Annotated in this window: 12 protein-coding genes; 8 read left to right on the top strand and 4 right to left on the bottom strand. The window is 43.3% G+C overall.

What is annotated here, in order from left to right:
- The first annotated feature begins 9 nt into the window (after positions 1 to 9).
- Positions 10 to 726 (top strand): UDP-2,3-diacylglucosamine diphosphatase, encoded by a 717-nt coding sequence (locus L884_RS0114780; protein WP_028768219.1) that lies wholly within the window; start codon positions 10 to 12, stop codon positions 724 to 726.
- Between the two features lie 41 nt (positions 727 to 767).
- Here L884_RS0114780 and miaE read toward each other — a convergent pair whose 3' ends face one another.
- Positions 768 to 1,556, bottom strand: a complete 789-nt coding sequence (gene miaE / locus L884_RS0114775) for a tRNA isopentenyl-2-thiomethyl-A-37 hydroxylase MiaE (RefSeq protein WP_028768218.1) — start codon at positions 1,554 to 1,556, stop codon at positions 768 to 770.
- A gap of 204 nt (positions 1,557 to 1,760) precedes the next feature.
- On the opposite strand from miaE, the gene L884_RS0114770 reads away from it, so the two are divergent.
- Positions 1,761 to 2,357 carry a Yip1 family protein gene (locus L884_RS0114770; protein ID WP_028768217.1) on the top strand — a complete coding sequence of 199 codons (597 nt, stop codon included), beginning with the start codon at positions 1,761 to 1,763 and terminating at the stop codon, positions 2,355 to 2,357.
- An 89-nt stretch (positions 2,358 to 2,446) separates the two neighbouring features.
- On the opposite strand, the gene glnS is transcribed toward L884_RS0114770, so the two are convergent.
- From glnS to L884_RS0114755, 3 genes are all read right to left on the bottom strand, one after another.
- A complete protein-coding gene (glnS, locus tag L884_RS0114765) occupies positions 2,447 to 4,117 on the bottom strand; it encodes a glutamine--tRNA ligase (RefSeq protein ID WP_028768216.1) in 1,671 nt (556 codons plus the stop codon).
- Between the two features lie 182 nt (positions 4,118 to 4,299).
- The gene (gene feoB, locus L884_RS0114760) at positions 4,300 to 6,594 is read right to left on the bottom strand and encodes a Fe(2+) transporter permease subunit FeoB (protein ID WP_028768215.1); all 2,295 of its coding nucleotides are present in this window, start codon (positions 6,592 to 6,594) and stop codon (positions 4,300 to 4,302) included.
- Positions 6,587 to 6,826, bottom strand: coding sequence for a FeoA family protein (locus L884_RS0114755; RefSeq protein WP_028768214.1), 240 nt, complete (start codon positions 6,824 to 6,826; stop codon positions 6,587 to 6,589). The genes feoB and L884_RS0114755 overlap by 8 nt, the downstream gene beginning before the upstream one ends.
- 437 nt (positions 6,827 to 7,263) lie before the next feature.
- On the opposite strand from L884_RS0114755, the gene L884_RS0114750 reads away from it, so the two are divergent.
- The 6 genes from L884_RS0114750 to L884_RS0114720 all read left to right on the top strand — a co-directional run bounded on the left by L884_RS0114750 (position 7,264) and on the right by L884_RS0114720 (position 20,140).
- Positions 7,264 to 8,226, top strand: a complete 963-nt coding sequence (locus tag L884_RS0114750) for a DmsE family decaheme c-type cytochrome (protein WP_425423495.1) — start codon at positions 7,264 to 7,266, stop codon at positions 8,224 to 8,226.
- 15 nt (positions 8,227 to 8,241) lie between these two features.
- Entirely contained in the window at positions 8,242 to 10,356 is a 2,115-nt protein-coding gene (locus L884_RS0114745) for an MtrB/PioB family decaheme-associated outer membrane protein (RefSeq protein WP_028768212.1), read from the top strand.
- A gap of 147 nt (positions 10,357 to 10,503) precedes the next feature.
- Positions 10,504 to 12,396, top strand: coding sequence for an OmcA/MtrC family decaheme c-type cytochrome (locus tag L884_RS0114740; protein ID WP_028768211.1), 1,893 nt, complete (start codon positions 10,504 to 10,506; stop codon positions 12,394 to 12,396).
- A 98-nt stretch (positions 12,397 to 12,494) separates the two neighbouring features.
- Positions 12,495 to 14,654: an OmcA/MtrC family decaheme c-type cytochrome gene (locus L884_RS0114735; RefSeq protein ID WP_028768210.1), complete on the top strand. Its 2,160-nt coding sequence runs from the start codon at positions 12,495 to 12,497 to the stop codon at positions 14,652 to 14,654.
- Between the two features lie 448 nt (positions 14,655 to 15,102).
- A complete protein-coding gene (locus L884_RS0114725) occupies positions 15,103 to 17,490 on the top strand; it encodes an OmcA/MtrC family decaheme c-type cytochrome (protein ID WP_245603138.1) in 2,388 nt (795 codons plus the stop codon).
- A 436-nt stretch (positions 17,491 to 17,926) separates the two neighbouring features.
- Entirely contained in the window at positions 17,927 to 20,140 is a 2,214-nt protein-coding gene (locus L884_RS0114720; RefSeq protein WP_028768207.1) for an OmcA/MtrC family decaheme c-type cytochrome, read from the top strand.
- Positions 20,141 to 20,398 lie beyond the last annotated feature (258 nt).

Genomic DNA, 20,398 nt, shown 5'->3' with positions numbered 1-20,398 from the left:
TCTTTCTCGATGCGCACTCTATTTGTGGGTGATTTGCACTTAAGTGCTGATCGCCCCGATATCACCCAAGCATTTCTGACCTTTCTCGACACCCAACTTGATGATACAGATGCGTTATATATCCTAGGCGATCTCTTTGAAGTCTGGGTTGGTGACGATATCGCAGAACCATTCGCCAATCAGCTTGCTGATGTGATCAAAAAGGCCTCCGCGAAATTACCAATTTACTTTATTCATGGCAACCGCGACTTTCTAATTGGTAGTCAGTTTACTAAACGTAGCGGCATGATATTGTTACCCGAAGTGCACACAGTTGATCTTTACGGTGTTGCAACGGTCATTTTACACGGCGACAGTCTATGTACCTTAGATAAAGCTTATCAGCGTTTTCGCAAGTTCCGTAATTTTGCTTGGGCCAAGTGGCTATATGCTCACTTACCTAAAACTAAACGTCTTGATATAGCAGCGAAACTGCGCAGAAAAAGTCAAAGCAGCAATAAGCAAAAAAGCTATACCATTATGGATGTAGAAACTGATGCGGTTAACCAATTACTCGCAACAACCCATACTCAGCAAATGATCCATGGCCACACACATCGACCTGCAATCCACGAGCTAGAAAATGGCAAACGCAGAATTGTTGTCGGTGATTGGTATGAGCAAGGCAGTATGCTGGTTGTTGAGCACGATAATGTTGAACTCATCGAACTACCTTTCGGCAAGTGATCATAACTTGCCGTTATTTGGTGCTCTAACTCCTAGTCAACTTAAGCAATATCAGCAGTAACGCTTACCTTTGGTGAGCCACTATGAAACTTGAAATCATCATCTTCAGATAAAATAAGTTCTGCCTCTATAGCAGCAAAGTGTGCCACTCTGTCGCTAATATCTTGCTTTGCTATCGCTTCGGCCAAAGTTAGATAATCTTGATAATGACGCGCTTCAGAGCGCAATAAAGACACATAAAACTTGTTTAATTCATCATCTAAAAAAGGAGCAAGTTTTGCAAAACGTTCGCAAGAACGCGCTTCAATAAACGCACCAACAATGAGTTTATCTATCAGAGTCGCAGGTTCATGGGTTCTAACTTGTTTCATTAACCCTTTGGCATAGCGCCCTGCACGAATATTCTGATATTCAATGCCACGATTTTGCATAATTTGCAGCACTTGTTCGAAATGATGAAACTCCTCTTTAATTAAGCGCACCATCTTCGCGATAAGATCATCGCTTTGCACAAAATCACTACGTCCAATAAGCTCTGAAGCCAGCTCATTTTTCTTGCCGCTACTCGCGAGAAACTCTTCTATGCTACGACCTTGATTGTAAACAAACTCTTCATAAGGCTTTGCCCATTGACGGAGAATTTGACCACTTGCATCGTCAACCGCATATTTTCTTACCATAAACATCGCTGTTTGAGCGGCCTTTAATTCGCAGTTACAGTGATCGATGAGTAACCCAGTTAAGTTCTCCGGTTTCTTAGCCTCATCAATCCAACTATCTGGGGTTGAACATGTTAAAAAGGCATTTATCGGTTCCAAAAGCTGCTGCATATTTCAATCCATCACTGCAAATCAATAGCCGCATATTTTATCAGTAATTTACAGCACAATCCTAGCTTAACACCTATGCTTATGGTGACAGGCTTGACTCTTAGCAGATTTTGTTCAATAAATAACCTTAGAGCTGTAACAAGTTCGTCTGCAGTTTGGCGAGCCAATTTAATTAAAGTTAAATGCTAAACGAGGATAATTATAATGATATTGAATCACTTAATGGGGCTATACACTCATCCAAAAGAAGAGTGGCACACAATTGAGCAAAACCACGAAGCATTGCGCAGCAGTTTAAGTCATATCGTCATCATCGCACTTATTCCTGCGATCTGTTCATTTATCGCGACCTCTCAAATCGGCTGGGATCTGGGTGTTGGCGAGCGTCAATTTTTAACAACTCAAAGTGCAATGATCATGTCTACAGGTATGTACTTTGGTTTAATCGGTGGGGTTTTCGCGTTAGCTTACTTAGCTTTTTGGATGGCAAAAACCTTCGATGCTAAACCGAGTTTTACTCAAGCTTTAGAGCTTGCGGCCTATACAGCTACACCACTGTTCATGGTTGGCTTATCAGCCTTATACCCTACTCTTTGGTTTATTATGGTTATTGGTCTTGCAGGGCTGGCTTACTCGGTTTACCTACTTTATACCGGTGTACCGATTATTATGAATATCCCCGAAGAAAAAGGCTTTATCTACGCAAGCTCTGTGGTTACAGCGGGATTGGTGTTACTTGTAGGCTTAATGGCCTCAAGTGTTATCCTTTGGAGTGTTGGCTTTGGCCCAATGTATCAATAAACTTCAATACCTAACCTAAGCAATAAAAAAGCCGACTTACGTCGGCTTTTTTATTCAGTTAACAAACCAGTTAACTTGCTTAGTGATACTTACTCAAACGTATCGCGTAGTGGTACGGTTAAGTTAAACACTAATGCATCTTTACTTGAATCTTTATTGTCTGCACAGAAGTAACCTTCGCGTTCAAACTGATAAGCTTTTTCAGCCTCAGCAGACTCAAGACTTGCTTCAACCAAGCCATGCTTAACTGTTAGTGAATGCGGGTTAAGCACTTCATCAACAGATTCTGCAGCAGCTGGGTTTGGATCGCTAAATAGGCGCTCGTATAAACGGAACTCAGCAGGCTTTGCTGTTGTCGCTTCAACCCAATGAATAACGCCTTTCACTTTACGACCATCACTTGGATTTTTACCTAGTGTTTCGTCATCATAAGTACAGAAGATAGTGGTGATGTTACCATCAGCATCTTTCTCACAACGTTCAGCCTTGATAACGTAAGCGTTACGCAAACGCACTTCTTTACCTTGTACTAAACGCTTGTACTTTTTATTGGCTTCTTCACGGAAATCATCAGCGTCAATAAACAGTTCGCGACCGAAAGATAGCTCACGCTTACCCATCTCTTCCTTACTAGGATGATTAGCTGCATTGATAATTTCAACTTGGCCTTCTGGATAGTTTTCGATAACCACTTTAACAGGGTTAATCACGGCCATTGCACGCGGTGCAAAGTCGTTCAACTCTTCACGGATACACGCATCAAGCATGGCTACTTCAACCATGTTATCTTGCTTAGTGACACCAATACGCTTACAGAACTCACGAATAGAAGCTGGTGTATAACCACGGCGACGGTAGCCTGCAATTGTAGGCATACGTGCATCATCCCAACCTGATACCAAATTACGAGTCACTAAGTCATTTAGCTTACGCTTAGACATTAATGTGTATTCAAGGTTTAGTCTTGAAAACTCATACTGACGCGTTCTGTTTGGTGCTTGGAAGTCATCTAAATGATCAAGTACCCAGTCGTAAAGTCTACGGTTGTCTTGGAACTCAAGTGTACATAATGAGTGCGTGATGTTTTCAATCGCATCAGAAATACAATGAGTAAAGTCGTACATTGGATAAATGCACCACTTATCACCTGTTTGATGGTGATGAGCAAAACGAATACGGTAAATGATTGGATCACGCATACACATAAATGGTGATGCCATATCAATTTTAGCACGCAGTGAACACTCACCTTCTTTGAATTCACCAAGACGCATTTTTTCAAATAACGCTAAGTTTTCTTCAGGTGTTGTATCACGGTACGGGCTATTCTTACCCGGTTCTTTTAGCGTGCCGCGGTATTCTCTAGTCTCGTCACCATTTAAAAAGCAAACGTACGCAAGACCTTTATTGATTAACTCAACAGCATACTGATGTAGTTGGTCAAAATAGTTTGATGAATAACGAATATCACCATCCCACTGAAAACCGAGCCATTGCACATCAGCCTGAATAGAATTAACGTAATCGATATCTTCTTTTTCAGGGTTGGTATCATCAAAACGTAAGTTACATTGACCTTGGTAGTCTTGCGCAATACCGAAGTTTAGGCAGATAGACTTAGCGTGGCCAATGTGAAGAAAGCCGTTTGGTTCAGGCGGGAAACGAGTTTGCACGCTCGTATGCTTACCAGTGGCAAGATCTTCATCTATGATGTTACGAATGAAGTTACTAGGACGTACTTCAGTGTCCACATGACTCATGGAATTCCTCTTTGCGAACGATGATTAAAAACTAAAAACGCATAATCCTACAGTTTCTGTAAAGGATCAACGACTGAGGCTTAAAAACCTACTCTACTGGCTATAGCATAAGCATATATAGCGCAAAAAGCAGCGAATCATCGCTGCTTTTTATTACTTAGATACAGTATACGCTATTCGCGTTATTCCGTAATCACTTTAATACCTGGAATAATGGTTTGTGCTTTTTTACCTTTATGCTTAAGCCATAGGTAAAATACGACGAGGGCAATAGCAAAGAAACCAATCCACAGGCTTGACTGTAATGGATGCTGAGCGAAGGTTGCAGCTTGGTAGAACACGGTTGCAACACCGTAAGCTAAGCCAAATGTCCATAGCCCTGCAAATGCTGCCCAGCGGCCACCAAACTCATTCACTAATGCGCCCATTGCTGCGACACAAGGAGTGTAAAGCAGAACAAACAATAGGTAAGCGAATGCTGCAGTTACACCAGCAAAGCCTACTTGTAGTGCGCCAAATGTTGAAGTATCTACTTCTAACTCTTCAGATGCTGCATCAACCGATGATACATCCCCAACAGAGATAGAAAGTGGATCTTCTGGAGCAATACCAAATAGGTTTTCAGGAATTGTAGCTAGCGCTTCGGTCAAGGTTTCACTGAACGGTGCTAATTCCTCATCACCCGCAGCGCCATCTGAATATAGGCTATTAAGTGTGCCAACCACAGCTTCTTTAGCGAAAATACCAGTGATGATACCAACCGTTGCTGGCCAGTTATCTTGCTCTACGCCCATAGGTGAAAACAGTGGTGTCACTTTTTGGCTTGCAACACTCAGCACTGACTCTGAGCTATCTTCATGGCCGAACGTACCGTCAACACCAATTGCGTTAACAAAGTTAAGCAAAGTCACCACAATAACAATCGTTTTGCCCGCGCCCATGATAAAGCTCTTAGTACGCTTACCTGTACGCGCCATCACTGTCTTAAATTTAGGTTTTTCGTAACTAGGTAGCTCCATCACTACCGCACTGCTTGAACCAGGCAGCAGAGTTGAACGCAATAATAAACCTGTACCAATCGCGGCAAAAATACCAATGATATACAGCAGGAATACTAAGTTTTGGCCAGATTCTGGGAAGAAAGCTGCAGCAAATAATGCATAAACAGGTAGACGCGCACCACATGACATAAATGGTGCCATCATACCTGTGACAATACGCTCACGCTCACTGCCTAAAGTACGTGTTGCCATAATTGCAGGTACTGAACAACCAAAACCAACAATCATAGGCACAAAAGCGCGACCCGGTAAGCCAATACGACGCATTAAACCATCAACCACAAAGGCTGCACGCGCCATATAACCAGAGCCTTCAAGCACTGATAAAGCAAGGAATAAAGCTGCAATAACTGGAATAAAGGTTGCAACAGTTTGGATACCTTGACCAACACCACCAGCGATAATCGTAACTAACCAAGCAGGCGAACCTAGGCTCGTCATAAGTGCGCCTAAGTGATCAACAAATAGCGCACCAGCGGTAATATCAAAGAAGTCAATAAATGAGCTGCCCACGTTAATACTAAACATGAACATCAAATACATCACAAACAAGAAAACCGGAATGCCTGCAACTGGGTGCAGTACAATCTTGTCTAGCTTATCAGTGAAAGTTTCACGGTTATCACTCACTACAGAGCCTGTAAATACACGCTCAACATAGTCAAAACGCGTAGTCGCAACCATGATCTCGATATCTTTGCCTTGGCTAGATAACGCTTGTGAGTATTGTTCAACTTCAGTTGCCATCTGGCTATTTTTGCATTTACCACAGCCTAGGCCATTTCCAAGCATAGCCAATGCACGGCCGCGGCTTAACGAGTCGTCTTGTGCCAATAAATTAGCTACGCCAGCTTCAATTTCAGCATCATAATCAAGCACCAAGGGTGCTTCAGACACTTTGCCGTCAAGCAAGGCAACAAATTGTTGTTTGACCTTTTCAATATCTTTTTCATCACGAGAGCAAACAGCGACAACGGGGCAGCCAAGCTCTTGGCTCATTTTAGCCACGTCAATATTAATACCACGTTCTAGCGCGGCATCAATCTTATTGAGCACAACGACTAATGGAATGCCTAACTCACGAAGCTGTACGGTTAGATATAAATGACGTTCAATGTTAGTCGCATCAACTAGATTGATAATGCCATCGATTTGTTGATCGGCTAGGTACTGCTGTGCAATTTGCTCATCAAGGGAACAATCACAGCTGTTACCTGCAGGGAGAAGATCATAAATTCCCGGTAAATCCGTTAAAAAAACATCAGCGCCCTGCAGAGCAAACTGACCTGTTTTCTTTTCTACTGTCACACCAGACCAGTTACCAACCTGTTGGTTAGAGCCGGTTAATGCATTAAAAAGCGTAGATTTACCCGCATTTGGGTTACCTACAGTAACGCAGTTAAATTGTTTAGCCATTCGCTTTTTCAACCTCAATAATATCTGCTAAATCGCGACGCATACATAATTTACTGCCACGGATATCTAGTTCAACTCCAGAGCCCATCGGAGCTCTACGGGTAAGAGAGAATCGAGTATTTGGGGTGATCCCCATTGAAAGGAGTTTGCGTTTTACAACGGCAGGCAAGTCGATTTCACCGACTCGAGAAATTCTGGCGACATCGCCGGGATTCAATTCACTTAACTTCATGTACATTCCACCTATTTACAGGCCTCGACTCTCTTTGAATTGGCATAGATTCTAAATGAGCTAGATACGTAATAACTTTACCTAGATCAACATTTGAGCCTGTAAACGATAATAGTTTTCAATTGTGTTCACTATTATGTGATAAATCTCTCAACTAATAAACGCTTCTCTAAAAGATAAATAGCCGCTATAAATCCCCCTTAAATAATAATGGTTATTATTTACACTTCATCAATAGACGACCCATTTTGTAATCTTTACATACTAAAGTCTAAATTCATTCTAAAACTCAATAAAAACAGGCATCCCATTCGTTAAATACCCTACATTTGTTATGGATTTGTCACAAAAACTCGCTATTATTAAACATTAGTAATTTACAAAACTACTAATTTTGTTTACCAAAAAAATATCGTTAAAAAAACGAATGGGATGAGATGATGAACAAGAACACCGGATGGTTCTCAGGCAAATCTGCGCTCGGACTATTTTTACTGTCGTTAATTATTAGCTGCAATGTATTTGCCAACCCGTGGGCAGATCAAGACCCACAAGAAGTAGAAGCCATACTCGATAAGAAATTTTCCGAGGGTAAATACTCTCCTAAAGGTGCCGACTCCTGCCTAATGTGCCACAGACGAAGTGAAAAAGTCATGGCACTGTTCGATGGTGTTCACGGCAGCATGGCTTCAGGTTCACCGATGCAAGATTTACAGTGTGAAGCCTGCCATGGGCCACAAGGTAACCATAATCGCGGCGGTAAAGAGCCTATGATTACCTTTGGCGCTAACTCCCCTGTTCCTGCAGAAAAACAAAACAGTGTCTGTATGAGCTGCCATAACGATGACAAGCGTATGGCTTGGCAAGGTAACCACCACGATAATGCCGATGTCAGCTGTGCAGACTGCCACCAAGTGCATACCGGTCATGATCCTATTGCAGATAAAAGCACCGAAGTCGCTGTTTGTACTACTTGCCATACCGAGCAAAAAGCAGACATAAACAAACGATCTGCCCACCCACTAAAGTGGCAACAAATGGTGTGTAGTGATTGCCATAATCCTCACGGAAGCATCGCTGATGCAGGATTAAAGCAAATGAGTGTCAATGAGAATTGCTATTCTTGCCACGCCGAAAAACGTGGTCCTAAACTTTGGGAGCACGCACCCGTCACCGACAATTGTGTCAATTGCCATAACCCTCACGGTAGCGTTAACGAAGGCATGTTAATCAGTAAACCACCTATGTTATGTCAGCAGTGCCATGCATCTGTCGGTCATACCTCTAATGCCGTATTTGGCGGAAACCCAAACGCCTTCAATGCTGGACAAAGCTGCATGAACTGCCACAACCAAGTTCATGGTTCAAATCATCCATCTGGCAAATTATTGCAACGCTAACAAGGAGTGGCCGTCATGTTTAGATTCAATTCACAGTTCAACAGCAAACGCTCTTTATTAGCCCTAGCAATAAGTGCTGCAATATCTCCAGTTTACGCAGATGGCTACGGTTTGCAAAATGCTAACCGAGAAAAAGCTAATACCGAAAAGTGGGAGTGTAAACGCTGCGTTGTTGAAACAGGTTTTAACGGCACAATCAGCATCAATGCTGCATACAATGACGCCGATGATATCCATTTTGGTAATACGACAGGGACAGATAAAGATGGCTTAGTGGCTGGTGTCGACGCTGATCTGATAAACAAATCAAAGTCAGGCTATCAAACCACATTTGTCGCCGATAAGTTGGGATATGACGCAGGGAGTGCACGGTTAGAAACAGGCCGTGTAGGTCAATATAAAATAGGCTTAGGTTATCGTGGTTTAGCTCACTATGATACTAACTCAGCATTAAGCCCCTATGCTAACGCAGGTGATAGCTTAACCTTACCTGCTAATTGGCAAACAGGGGCTGTCACTGCACAAATGCCGACTTTATTCGATGATGCGAAACAAGTAGCTTTAAGCAGCCAGCGAGATCGGTTTTTAGTTGACGCTAACTATACTGGTGGCTTTTACCAAGCTGATATCAGTTATCAACATGAGAAGCGCCAAGGAAAACGCAGTTTTTCTGGTAATTTCCTAACCAATAGTGCGATGTTAGCCCAACCGATAGATGACAGCACTGATGAGTTTAACGCCAAATTATACTTTAACGGCCCCGGCTGGCTAATTGGTATCGATTCTAGTTTTAGTCAGTACAACAACGATCATGACTCACTCATTTGGCAAAATGCTTTCACACCCACTTTTGGTGCAGCCTACACAGGGCAAAGTGCTGTAGCGCCAGATAATAAAGCCTACCGAATTGGTACTAACGCCCAGATCAGTGGGAACGGTCATCAAGTATTAATGCACCTAGGCATGGCTAGTTTTACTCAAGATGATGCATTTTTGCCAGCAACAATTAATGGCCCAAGCCCAGCTCTGCCAACCACAAATTTAGACGGTAAAGTTGATACCACAGATATGCGACTAAAATACACTAGTCGACCGTTACGGCAATTAGCCATTCGTGCCAGCTACGATTACTCCGATAGAGATAACAAAACCGCCATCAAGCCTTTTCCGCAAGTAGTTACTGATAGCTATTACGCAGGGACGGCAATGAACCCTGAATATGATAGAACCAGACAACAAGCAAAAATTGGTGCCAAATATCGTTTTAGCAGAGCCATTTACCTCGATACTGAATACCAGTACGACCACAACGATTATAGCGATTTAGATAGAGACAGACTGCGTGAGAATGGTTTATCGGCCAAAGTTAACTACAAAATATCCTCTGCTTGGTCTGCGTGGTTAAAAGCAGAATTTAGTGATAGAACAGGCAGCACTTATGATCCCGTCAGCTCCACTAATAGCCAGAGTAACCCCTACTTAAGAAAGTCTTACCTAGCAGATAGAGAGAGGGAGCAATACCAAGTTAATGTAAGCTATAACACCAACTCTGCATTTTCTGCCAGCGCCAATGTGCGCGTCAGTAGTGACAATTACGACCAAACCTTAGTCGGCCTCACTCAAGTAGACACCCAAGGTTACGATATATCTGCCAGCTATTTGCTCAATGATAATTTCATTATCAATGCTTACTTAAATCAAGATTGGCGCGACAGTGACCAAGCCGGTAGTAGTAATTTCAGTTTACCAAATTGGTATGTCAACACAGACGAAGAATCAACTTTAGTCGGTGCCGGAATCGATTATCGAAACCTCATAGATAAAAAGCTCGACCTAGGTTTGGACTACAGCTATTCCGATGGCCAAAGCGACACTGAGCTCACTCAAGGGATAAGTTCACCTTACGGTGACTATTTTGCCAAGCGCCACAATATTAGCGCGTTTGCCAAATATCAATTAGGCGAAAAAATGGCGTTACGTTTTGATTGGATCTTTGAAGACTATAAAGATTCAGATTGGCTCAACCAAGGCCTAACTCTAGACGCGATCCCCAATGTTTTAATCTTTGGAGATCTTAGCCACGACTATAGTGCTCACTATGTTGGATTTACCTTTAGCTATGAGCTGTAGCAAAGGAGCTACCCCAAACTTGTCAGCTTAAGTCTGGGTAAGTTATGCCAAATAAAGGGAATTGAGGATATCAAATTGAACATTGAATTTAAGGCGTTAAGCCCAAAGTGCAAACAATCAATCACAAACAAATCAAAGGCTTTCAACATAAACAAAGCCCTAATTTCTTTACTATTTGTGAGTTCACTAGCCGCCTGTAGCGGAGACGATGGTACACCCGGTAACCCTGGAGAGCCCGGAGGGCCACCAGCAAGTGAGATCAATGCACTTAACATAGAAGTGAGTGAGGTCGTTTTTAGTTCAGAAATAGCGACGGTTAATTATCGAATAACCAACGAAAATGACGAGCCAGTTGTTGGAGTTCCATCAGCCACTTATCTTGCGGCCCAGTTATTACCTCAAGGCTTTACCAATGCAGGTGATGCTAGCCAATGGCAATACTTTACTTCAGAGTCATGCAGTAATAGTTGCGATGGTGACTTTGTTGATCACAAAAATGGTCAATATAGCTATACCTTTAGTGGTGCCTTTAATGGCATGAACAATATTGCATTTATGCCCGGTGCGACTCAGCGTGTCGTGATCAAAGTCGGTGGCGATACTCTACCCGACGGCACTGCGCTGCCGGTAACTAACCAGCACTTTGACTGGCAAGATAATGGCAGTGAACCTGCTTACACCCGCAACCTCATTGAGATGCAGACCTGTAATACATGTCATAACGATCTAGCATTTCACGGCAGCAAATATAATGAAGTCGAAACCTGTGTGACCTGTCATAACGCCGACAAAGTAAGCAACCCTGATAACGTGTTTGCCCCTATGGTACATAGCAAGCACCTTACAGGCTTCCCAGTATCACTTGCCGACTGCCAAACTTGTCACGTGGCAGATGAAACCTTAACAGAAAATATGAACTGGGCTCGGGTACCAACCATGCAAGCTTGTGGAAGTTGTCATACCAATATTGACTTCCCATCGGGTCAAGGCCATCCAGCCCAAGTCGACAACAGCAACTGTGTTGCTTGTCATAACCCAGACTGGACCATGAGTGCCCATAGTCAAGCAGATACCGATGCTGTACTCGCGCAATTTAATGCTGAAGTCGTTAGCGCAGAATTGAATGGTGATGCAGTAAACTTTGAGATCAGGCTATCCAACCCTGCAACCAATGAGGTGTATAGCGACAGCGCCGATAAATTGGACTTTATCAATGATTTGCGCGTTTATGCCAACTTCGGTATTAGTGTTGATTACACCACTCGCAGTGCCAAATCAATAAAACTACAAGATATTGAGCCAATATCAGGCAGCAATGGTACATATCAATATCAAATAGCTGGCTTAACCCTAAGCGATGATCCAACAACCGATAAAGGTACCCTCGCCCTCCAAGGCCGACTATGCAGTAATGGCGCAATGCTAGTGAATTGTGATGACACAGAAACAACCACAACCATTGACTCAAGCTATCAGTTCTTTAGTGCCACAGAGGTGACTGACCAAGGGCGCAGAATGGTCGTCAGCAATGAAACTTGTGGTAGTTGTCACGGCGATCAACAGTTGAATTATCACGGTTCACGCAATGACTTAGAACAGCAATGTCAGTTGTGTCATAACCCTAATATGCAAGCAGATGCAAGCGCAATCAACCCTGCCGCTTCAACTGCTGATTACAAGCACCTTGCACATACGTTACATGCTGGCTCCCGCGAAAGTTATCCAGATATTAACTACCCGGGCAATATCGGCAATTGTGCTCAATGCCATACAACAGATGAAGCCGGCATATTAACAGCTGCGCTACCGTTATCAGCAGCAGTGCAACCTTTGGCATTTAACGATGGCAGCTTTACCAGTGCTACATCAGCTATCTGCAGTGCCTGTCATCTAAGCGATAGTGCTAAAGCTCATATGACTCAACAAGGCGGAGTGTTTAATGGTAGTGAGGCTGATGCCACTGCGGGAACCGAAAGCTGCGCAACTTGCCACGGTCAAGGGGCTGCTGTGGATGTACTAAAAGTGCACCCAATACAATAACAATATAAGGCCTAGGCAAACTGCACTAGGCCGCTTTCATTTTAAATGAACAACCAATTTGTGATGCAGACCATGGGTTAAACAACTCATGACAAACAATGGAACGCAAAATTATGGATATAAAAACCAAACAATTAAAACTGAAGCTGCTTGCGCTTACCGCTTCGGCCTTACTTTTTGGCTGTAGTGATGGTAATGACGGTGCAGATGGTGCTGATGGCGTAGTCGGAGTCAATATTGATTCAGCTAGCAGTGTTCAAGCACAGTTTACTGAAGCAACTGTGGAAGAAGGCGTAGTCACCGTTAACTTTAATCTAGAAAATGCCAACGGTGTTGCTGTTCTTGGGTTAACTAAAGACTATGACTTGCGCTTTGGCATCGCTCAATTAGCAAAAGTCACCGAAGTTATCGGCGATGAAGAAGTTGATAGAGGCTATCAATGGCAAGCTTACATCAATCAACTTAAAGAGCCGGGCACTCCGCCAGATGACAGCAGTGGCCTTAATCCATCACCGCAGTATCAGGCAAATGTAGAAGCTGCCAGTAATTGTGATGACTGTCTTATCGATAACAATGATGGCAGTTACAGTTATACATTCCAGCAAAATATCGCCAATGTCACCGAGCCATTAACAATCACCTATGGCGAAGATAATACCCATAGAGCAACACTAGAGCTCAAACTTCCTCAAGCTACCGCTAATGCTCACTATGATTGGCAACCGTCAACAGGGGCAACTGAAGATATCCAAACTCGCAACGTGGTTAATATAAGTGCCTGTTATACCTGTCACCAGCCTGAGAGTTTAGCGCTTCATGGTGGACGTCGTATTGCATTAGAAAACTGTGCGAGTTGCCATACCTCAACCTCGGGGGATCCTGAAAGCGGTAACAGTGTGGATTATACGTATATGATCCATGCAATACACAAAGGGCAAGATAGACAAACCAGTACACCAGACGGCATGGTACCAGCGCCATATAAAATTGTCGGTTATGGCGGCAGCGTACATGATTATGGCAAAGTCATGTATCCGCAAAAGCCAGCGGCAGACTGCTCAGCCTGTCACGTTGAAGGTGAAGGAGCGCCAGCTAATGCAGACTTGTTCAAAGCCGATCTTAGCAATACTGCTTGCGTCAGTTGTCACACAGAAAAACCGTCTCAATCTCACAGCAGCACTAATTGTGTCGCTTGCCACAATTCAACCGATCCTTACCGAGGTACAGGTAGTGCAGAAAAACGTCACGGCGATGTATTAAAAGCTTATGTTGAAGCTGAAGCTATGGGGGTTATGTTCAGTAATATCGGATTAGACCCAAATGGTAAACTGAAATTTGATGTACAAATTCAAGACAGTAGCGGCACGGGCATAGGTTCAGAGTTTATCAAAACAAGTACTCGCGTCATTGTTGCTTGGGACAGTGATAAAGACTTCCCTGCCTATGCAGATGCGTCATACAGTAATCGTCGCTTTAAGCTCGAGGACGGCACATACGATGCAGCAACGAAAACCTTTACCATAGTCGCTGACACTTTCGACATGCCAACGGATGCGACAGGCAAAACCTTCGAACTATGGTCAACGGTTGAGGTTTGCTTTAATAATGGCGGATATGCTGTTGACGAAATTAAGATGACTGAGTGTTCTGACAGCACTCGTTCGGTAGCAGTAAAAGAAGCACCATACCATTTTGTATGGTCAGGCGCCGGTGTTGATGACACTATGCAAGCAGCTATGCGTCGCTCAATTATTGACGCAGCGAAATGTCAAAGCTGTCATAACCAAGAAAACTATCACTATAACAACGGCTATAACTGCCAAACTTGTCATACATCTGATAAAACAACTAAATCAGACGACAGTTATCCTGGTGGCAAAAAGCCAACAAGCTATGCCTTTAAAGCTCACGAGGCCGATGGTCACTACTTAAAGTATGCTGGTGTTCAATCAGGTACAGTCCTAAAAACAGATTGCTCAACTTGTCATACTTCTGATGGCATTCAACTGGGTCGAGCAAGCGACAGAGTGTGGCGCTATGGTGATAAAGAAACCGGTGCTGACATTTGGGTCTCATCTGATGCCGGCACATGTTTAAGCTGTCACCAAAAATACCTGAGTGACTCAGGTGCTAACCATATCGTTGCCAATGGCGGGATCTTAGATGGTATGAGCCCTGAAGATGCTAAAGGTCGTGCAGCAGAAGCTTGTGCAACTTGTCATAGTCCTCAGCAGTTACTCGAAGTGCATGGTAACTAATGCTTAAGTAACCGCTTGTATTAAAGGAGGCTTATGCCTCCTTTTTCATTTCAACTTGATCATCACCAACAATTTGCGCAACAAACAGCCATTGTGAGCAACAATCAAACAAAGACCAAGTAACAAGAGCTAAAGCCAAATGTAAGCAAAGTGTTAATGACAACAAGTTGAAGCCGCTAATTAACTTGATACAGATCAAGCTTGAGGCCAAATAATCACCGCAGTTTAAGCTTAAATTAATCTTATTACGCTCAAAATTAAACCAAGCTGAAAACCACAGTCACAACCCCCTCAACCAATTGAATAAATTGACTTTTAACATTATTTAACCATTAACAATAGCCTTATCGATCCAGCTCACATTTAATTCGCTACAACAAAGGTTGCTACCTCTTTATAGATAAGATCTTGCTGAGGCTCCCCTCATGCTTAAAGAGGTAAAAACCTCATGGCAAATAAAACCTATGCAGGGAATAACATGATGATGAATCAATATAAATTCACAAATGCTGTTAAAGCAGCAATCGGCATTAGCGCCTTATCCTTAGCGCTCGTGGGTTGTGGCAGTGATGGCAAAGATGGCGAAGATGGCGACAATGGCAATATCGGTGTTGATATCCAGCAAGCGACCAGCCTAAAAGCCAATATCTTACATGCAACGATTACAGAAGGTGTCGTCGCAGTTGACTTTGAACTACTCACCGCCAACGGCGTTGCGGTCTCTGGCTTAGAATCTTTTAAAGATATCAATGCTCTTGGTTTTGGCGTGGCTAAGCTTGATGCTTTACAAAAACGTTCACGCCCGTTGCCCGGCTTTGATTCACCAGCACCAGAAGCTGAACAATATAAAGGCGTCAAAGCTACGCAATGGACCAGTTACATAAATACCTTAAAGGAGCCTGGAAGTATTGCCGACGGTCAAGATCTACCTGAAGGCTGGGATAAACACCAAGGCCCGCAACTGCAAGCGAATATTGAAACAAGCTGTAAAACTGACTGCATAGAAGTACTAGGTCATGGCGAGTATCGCTATACTTTCTCCAAAGCACTCAGTGACTATGAGCAAATCGAAGGCCTTGACACTACATTTAATGCCGAACTAACACATCGTATAACGTTGGAACTCAAACCAACCAACGTGGTATCGAATGCAACCTTAATCAACACTCATTATGACTTTATCCCAGCGCTAGATAGAGCTGCTGAAGCTGATGAAACTCGTAATTTGGTTGATCTGCAAGAGTCCTGTATACGTTGTCATAATGATGATTACGAGCATGCTTGGGCGCCAAAGCTGTCACTTCATGGCGGTAAGCGAATTGAGATAGAAAATTGTGTGGTATGCCACACCAGCTATTCAGGCGATCCAGAAACTGGTGCAACAATTGACTTTGGTTCTATGCTGCATCAAATCCACAAAGGTGATTACTTCATGATTGGTTATGGCGGTAAAGCCCATGACTACAGCAATGCCACCTTCCCTGCAGACAGCAAAAGTTGTCAATCTTGTCATATTGAAGGCGAAACTGCGCCAGCACAAGCGGATAACTTCCACTTCCATCGCCAAGAAGCCTGCTTAAGTTGTCATGAGAAATTTGCAGCGCCAGAATGGGATGGCACCGCACGTGGACTATTTCACTCAGAGCAATTCCCACAATACATTGAAGGGGATTGTGCTGCATGTCATGCCGATGCAAGCAACCCTATGGGGGCCGCTAAGTTCCATTTAAATAAGGAGCTCACACTGACATCTGCAAAAGAAGCATACAAGTTCTCAGTAGCAAACGGTGTATATGATGCAGATCTGCAAACACTGACTTTCAATGTTAGCTTTAGTGGCCAAGGGGGGTTAGCACCACATGAAGATGAAGCGATAAATGCACTAAATGTTCAGATAGTTGAGAATCAACACAATGACTTTGCTGATGTTTGGAAGATGAGCCGTGGCGACTTAACAGCAACCCACAAAATGATTAATTTGGCTGACCAAGCAGCAATTGAAGCCGGTGAAATTAGTGTTGAAGCGAGTGCTGATGGTTACCAATACACAGTGCAGTTAACTGGGATCGAGTTTGAAACCGGTGCCCTAATGAGTCATTTAAATATTTGTGCATCCCGTGATACACAAGCGACTGTGGCATGCAGCGAAGAACACATTCTCGCAACAGTAACCACTAACCCAGCAGCGTTTGCCACCATAGGAGAAGTTGCATCACTACGTTTTAATAGCGCGTCAGAGTCTGCCTGCCAAGCCTGTCATGATGATGCGATTGATTTATCATTCCACCAAAGAACATCTTGTGGCTCATGCCATATGCCCGACAGTAAAGAGCAACCTCTATCATTAACCGATGGTAGCTGTGTATCTTGCCACAAGGGACAAGCTCTCCATGCTGTTGCTGATGGTGCATTTAAAGGCAGCCGCGTAGGTTTAGAAAACTCTCTTGACTATAAAGTGATGATCCACACTTTACATGCTAATAAGCGGACTAAAGTAAACAGCAATCGTAATGAAACCATTACCTTTACTAAGCATTATGGTGATTGTGCATCTTGTCATGAAAAGAGCCAATTAGCACTGGAAAACACCGCTAACCTACCTGCTGTATTAAACCAAGGTGAAAACGGCAGCGATGACATTCGCGAATACTCGCCAATTGCAGCGGCATGTGGCTCTTGCCATACCAAAGCAAGTTACCCTGCGCACGTTGAATCGAATGGCGGGGTATTTGGTGCGCCACTTGGCAGCTACAGCGGAAGCGAAAGCTGTGCAACTTGTCATGCTGAAGGTAAGTCTTTTGGGGTAGATAAAGTACACCCTGTTAACTACAAGTAGAACCTAACAGGCTCTGCGACCCATTTAAGCTTTACCAAGGCGAGGAGATAATCTCCTCGCCTTTTTTTGTAATCAAAGACGCATTTTAATGACGCTTGTCACTATGATGTATCAACAAGATAGCTAAAAAACAAACAATTTACTCTCTACCAAACCACAGTGGATTATCGCTACATTACTGCAACATTTGGGCATTTTTCACTGACTTATTATTAATCGATTCTTAAATTAGTGCTAAAACTGCATTTTTATTAATACCTCTAAAGAAATAGTCTGACATTAATCACATAAAGGGCTTAAAACACCTGCTAAAAACGTTGCGCTTATATAGCCTTAGCAATGGAACTAAAATTCCGCACACTGAACATAGTTTGATGAGAACTATTCTCAATAAAAACAGCAGCTCAGTGATGAATAAAACTATTGCAGGGAAAAAATGATGAACAAATTTAACTTAAGCGCTGCTTCAAAAGCATTGCTTACAGCCGGAGCGCTTTCATTAGCCGTTACCGGTTGTGGCAGTGATGGCAAAGACGGCAACGATGGCAACGACGGTGTAGTTGGGGTAAGCATTGATAACGCTAAAAGCCTTAACGCTATTTTCACTAATGCCACAGTTGATTCAGGTACAGTAACCGTTGATTTTAAACTTGAAAATGACAACGGCGTTGCAGTACTTGGTCTAACTAAAGATCATGATTTACGATTTGGTATCGCTCAATTGACTCATGTAACTGAGCTAATGGGTGAAAAGGAAGTTGATAGAGGCTTCCAATGGCAAGCTTATATCAATACTGAAAAAGCACCGAATGAAGATTGGATCCCAGAAGACGAATCACACATTAACCCGTCTAAGCAATTCCAAGCTGAAGTGGAAAAAGCCTCAAACTGCGAAACGTGTTTCGTTGACAACGGCGATGGTAGCTATACCTACACATTCCAACAAAATATTGCTGATGTAACGGCACCTGTAGCCGTTGCTTACAATGCTGAATTCACTCAACGTGCCACACTTGAGCTTGAACTACCTAAATTTGCAGCCAACGCGCACTTTGACTGGCAGCCATCAACTGGCATGACTGATGGTATTCAGACTCGTAACGTCGTTGCAATTGAAACTTGTTATACCTGTCACCAACCAGAAAGCCTTGCTTTCCATGGCGGCCGTCGTATCGACATTGAAAACTGTGCATCTTGTCATACAGCGACATCTGGCGATCCAGAGTCAGGCAACAGCGTAGACTTTACCTATATGATCCACGCGATCCATAAAGGTAGCGAAAGAATGACTAGCACTGCCGAAGGCATGGTTCCGGCTCCTTACAAGGTAATCGGCTATGGCGGCGGTGTACATGACTACGGTGACGTGGAATATCCACAAAACCCAGCTGCGGATTGTACTGCTTGTCACGTTGAGGGCGAAAATGCTCCAGCAAATGCAGATCTATTCAAAGCCGACTTAAGCAACACAGCGTGTATTGGTTGTCACACTGAAAAACCATCTAGCAACCACTCAAGCACTAACTGTATGGCTTGTCACAACGCTACAGATACTTACCCAGGTACTGGTAATGCAGAAAAGCGTCACGGCGATGTAATGAAGCGCTACCTAGATAGCCAAAACTACTCTGCTAAATTTACCAATGTGAAAGTCACTGGTAATGCACTGACATTTGACGTGCAGATCCTTGATGGCAATGGTGAGCCAGTAGCAAAAGAGTTTATCGCTAACCCAAGCAAATACACTAAATCTAGCATCTACTTCTCATGGGATATCGACAAAGATTACCCAGCTTATACCGATACTAGTAAGTACAGTGCTCGCGGCTTTGCGCTAACTAACACTGAAGTTTCAACTTACAACGAAACCACTAAAACATTTAGTATTGACAGCACAAACAGCAAGCTAGGATTACCTAGCGACCTAGAAGGCAAGAGTGTTGAACTATTTGCTGGTGTTGCCACTTGTTTCAAATCAAGTGGTTACGGTGTAGCAGAAGTGGTTCCAGCTGCTTGTGAATACGATGCAGATAAGCCAGATGTATTGCTAAACCCATCTGCTTATATCCAAGATCAGCCACTACGCTTTACTTGGAATGGTACTGACACCAACGAAGCAGCAAAAGTACGTCGTAGCATCATTGACGAAGCTAAGTGTACTAGCTGTCATAACCAAGAAATCGTGCACTACGGTAACGGTGTAAACTGCCAAGCTTGTCATACATCAGACAAGGGACTTTCTGAAACTTACTGGGGTTCAGGTAAGTTTGTTCCAACAAACTTTGCTTATAAAGCACATAAAGCGGAAGGTCACTACACAGGTACTGTTGTGAAATCTGACTGTGCAACTTGTCACGCGGCAGATGATAAAACAGGTAAGCTTGAAGGTATCGCTTTAGGTCGTGCACCGGGTCGTGTATGGCAAGATGTGAATGCAGCGGGCGAAGCAGTTTGGGCATCTTCTGATGCAGGTGCATGTTTAACGTGTCACCGCCCTACTGACCCTTGGTTTAAAGAGTCAACTCGTGCTCACATCGAAACTAACGGTGGTGTACTAGATGCACTTGATAAAGATACTGCGATTAACGCAACAGAGAGCTGTGCAACTTGTCACTCTCCAGAGCAAATCGTAACGGCTCACGGCCACTAGTTCATCAAGATTAACTGAACGTTAATTTCTATCAAAAAGGGAGGCTTAGCTTCCCTTTTTTATGTTTAGTTTTCAATAACAGCCTTAAAGTCAACTTAACAAAATCATCACAAAAAGCATTGAAATAGACAACTTTCCCGCTCCGTACCCATCGCTTTTAATACCTCTTTATAAATAGACAGATCCAAGTCACATCTTAGCACCTGTTATGCAGATTTTAGCCCTGCATTACGTTAGCCTTTCCTTGGGGAATCTTAT

The organism is Shewanella fidelis ATCC BAA-318 (assembly GCF_000518605.1).
In the GTDB taxonomy this organism is placed as follows: domain Bacteria; phylum Pseudomonadota; class Gammaproteobacteria; order Enterobacterales; family Shewanellaceae; genus Shewanella; species Shewanella fidelis.
The sequence above is the reverse complement of the archived record's forward strand: the minus strand, read 5'-3'. Positions and strand labels throughout refer to the sequence as shown.

Coding starts and splice junctions, on each gene's coding strand:
- L884_RS0114745 (WP_028768212.1), top strand. CDS start 8,242: ATGTTTAGATTCAATTCACAGTTCAACAGCAAACGCTCTTTATTAGCC.
- glnS (WP_028768216.1), bottom strand. CDS start 4,117: ATGAGTCATGTGGACACTGAAGTACGTCCTAGTAACTTCATTCGTAAC.
- feoB (WP_028768215.1), bottom strand. CDS start 6,594: ATGGCTAAACAATTTAACTGCGTTACTGTAGGTAACCCAAATGCGGGT.
- L884_RS0114725 (WP_245603138.1), top strand. CDS start 15,103: ATGGCAAATAAAACCTATGCAGGGAATAACATGATGATGAATCAATAT.
- L884_RS0114770 (WP_028768217.1), top strand. CDS start 1,761: ATGATATTGAATCACTTAATGGGGCTATACACTCATCCAAAAGAAGAG.
- L884_RS0114750 (WP_425423495.1), top strand. CDS start 7,264: ATGATGAACAAGAACACCGGATGGTTCTCAGGCAAATCTGCGCTCGGA.
- L884_RS0114735 (WP_028768210.1), top strand. CDS start 12,495: ATGGAACGCAAAATTATGGATATAAAAACCAAACAATTAAAACTGAAG.
- miaE (WP_028768218.1), bottom strand. CDS start 1,556: ATGCAGCAGCTTTTGGAACCGATAAATGCCTTTTTAACATGTTCAACC.
- L884_RS0114780 (WP_028768219.1), top strand. CDS start 10: ATGCGCACTCTATTTGTGGGTGATTTGCACTTAAGTGCTGATCGCCCC.
- L884_RS0114755 (WP_028768214.1), bottom strand. CDS start 6,826: ATGAAGTTAAGTGAATTGAATCCCGGCGATGTCGCCAGAATTTCTCGA.
- L884_RS0114720 (WP_028768207.1), top strand. CDS start 17,927: ATGATGAACAAATTTAACTTAAGCGCTGCTTCAAAAGCATTGCTTACA.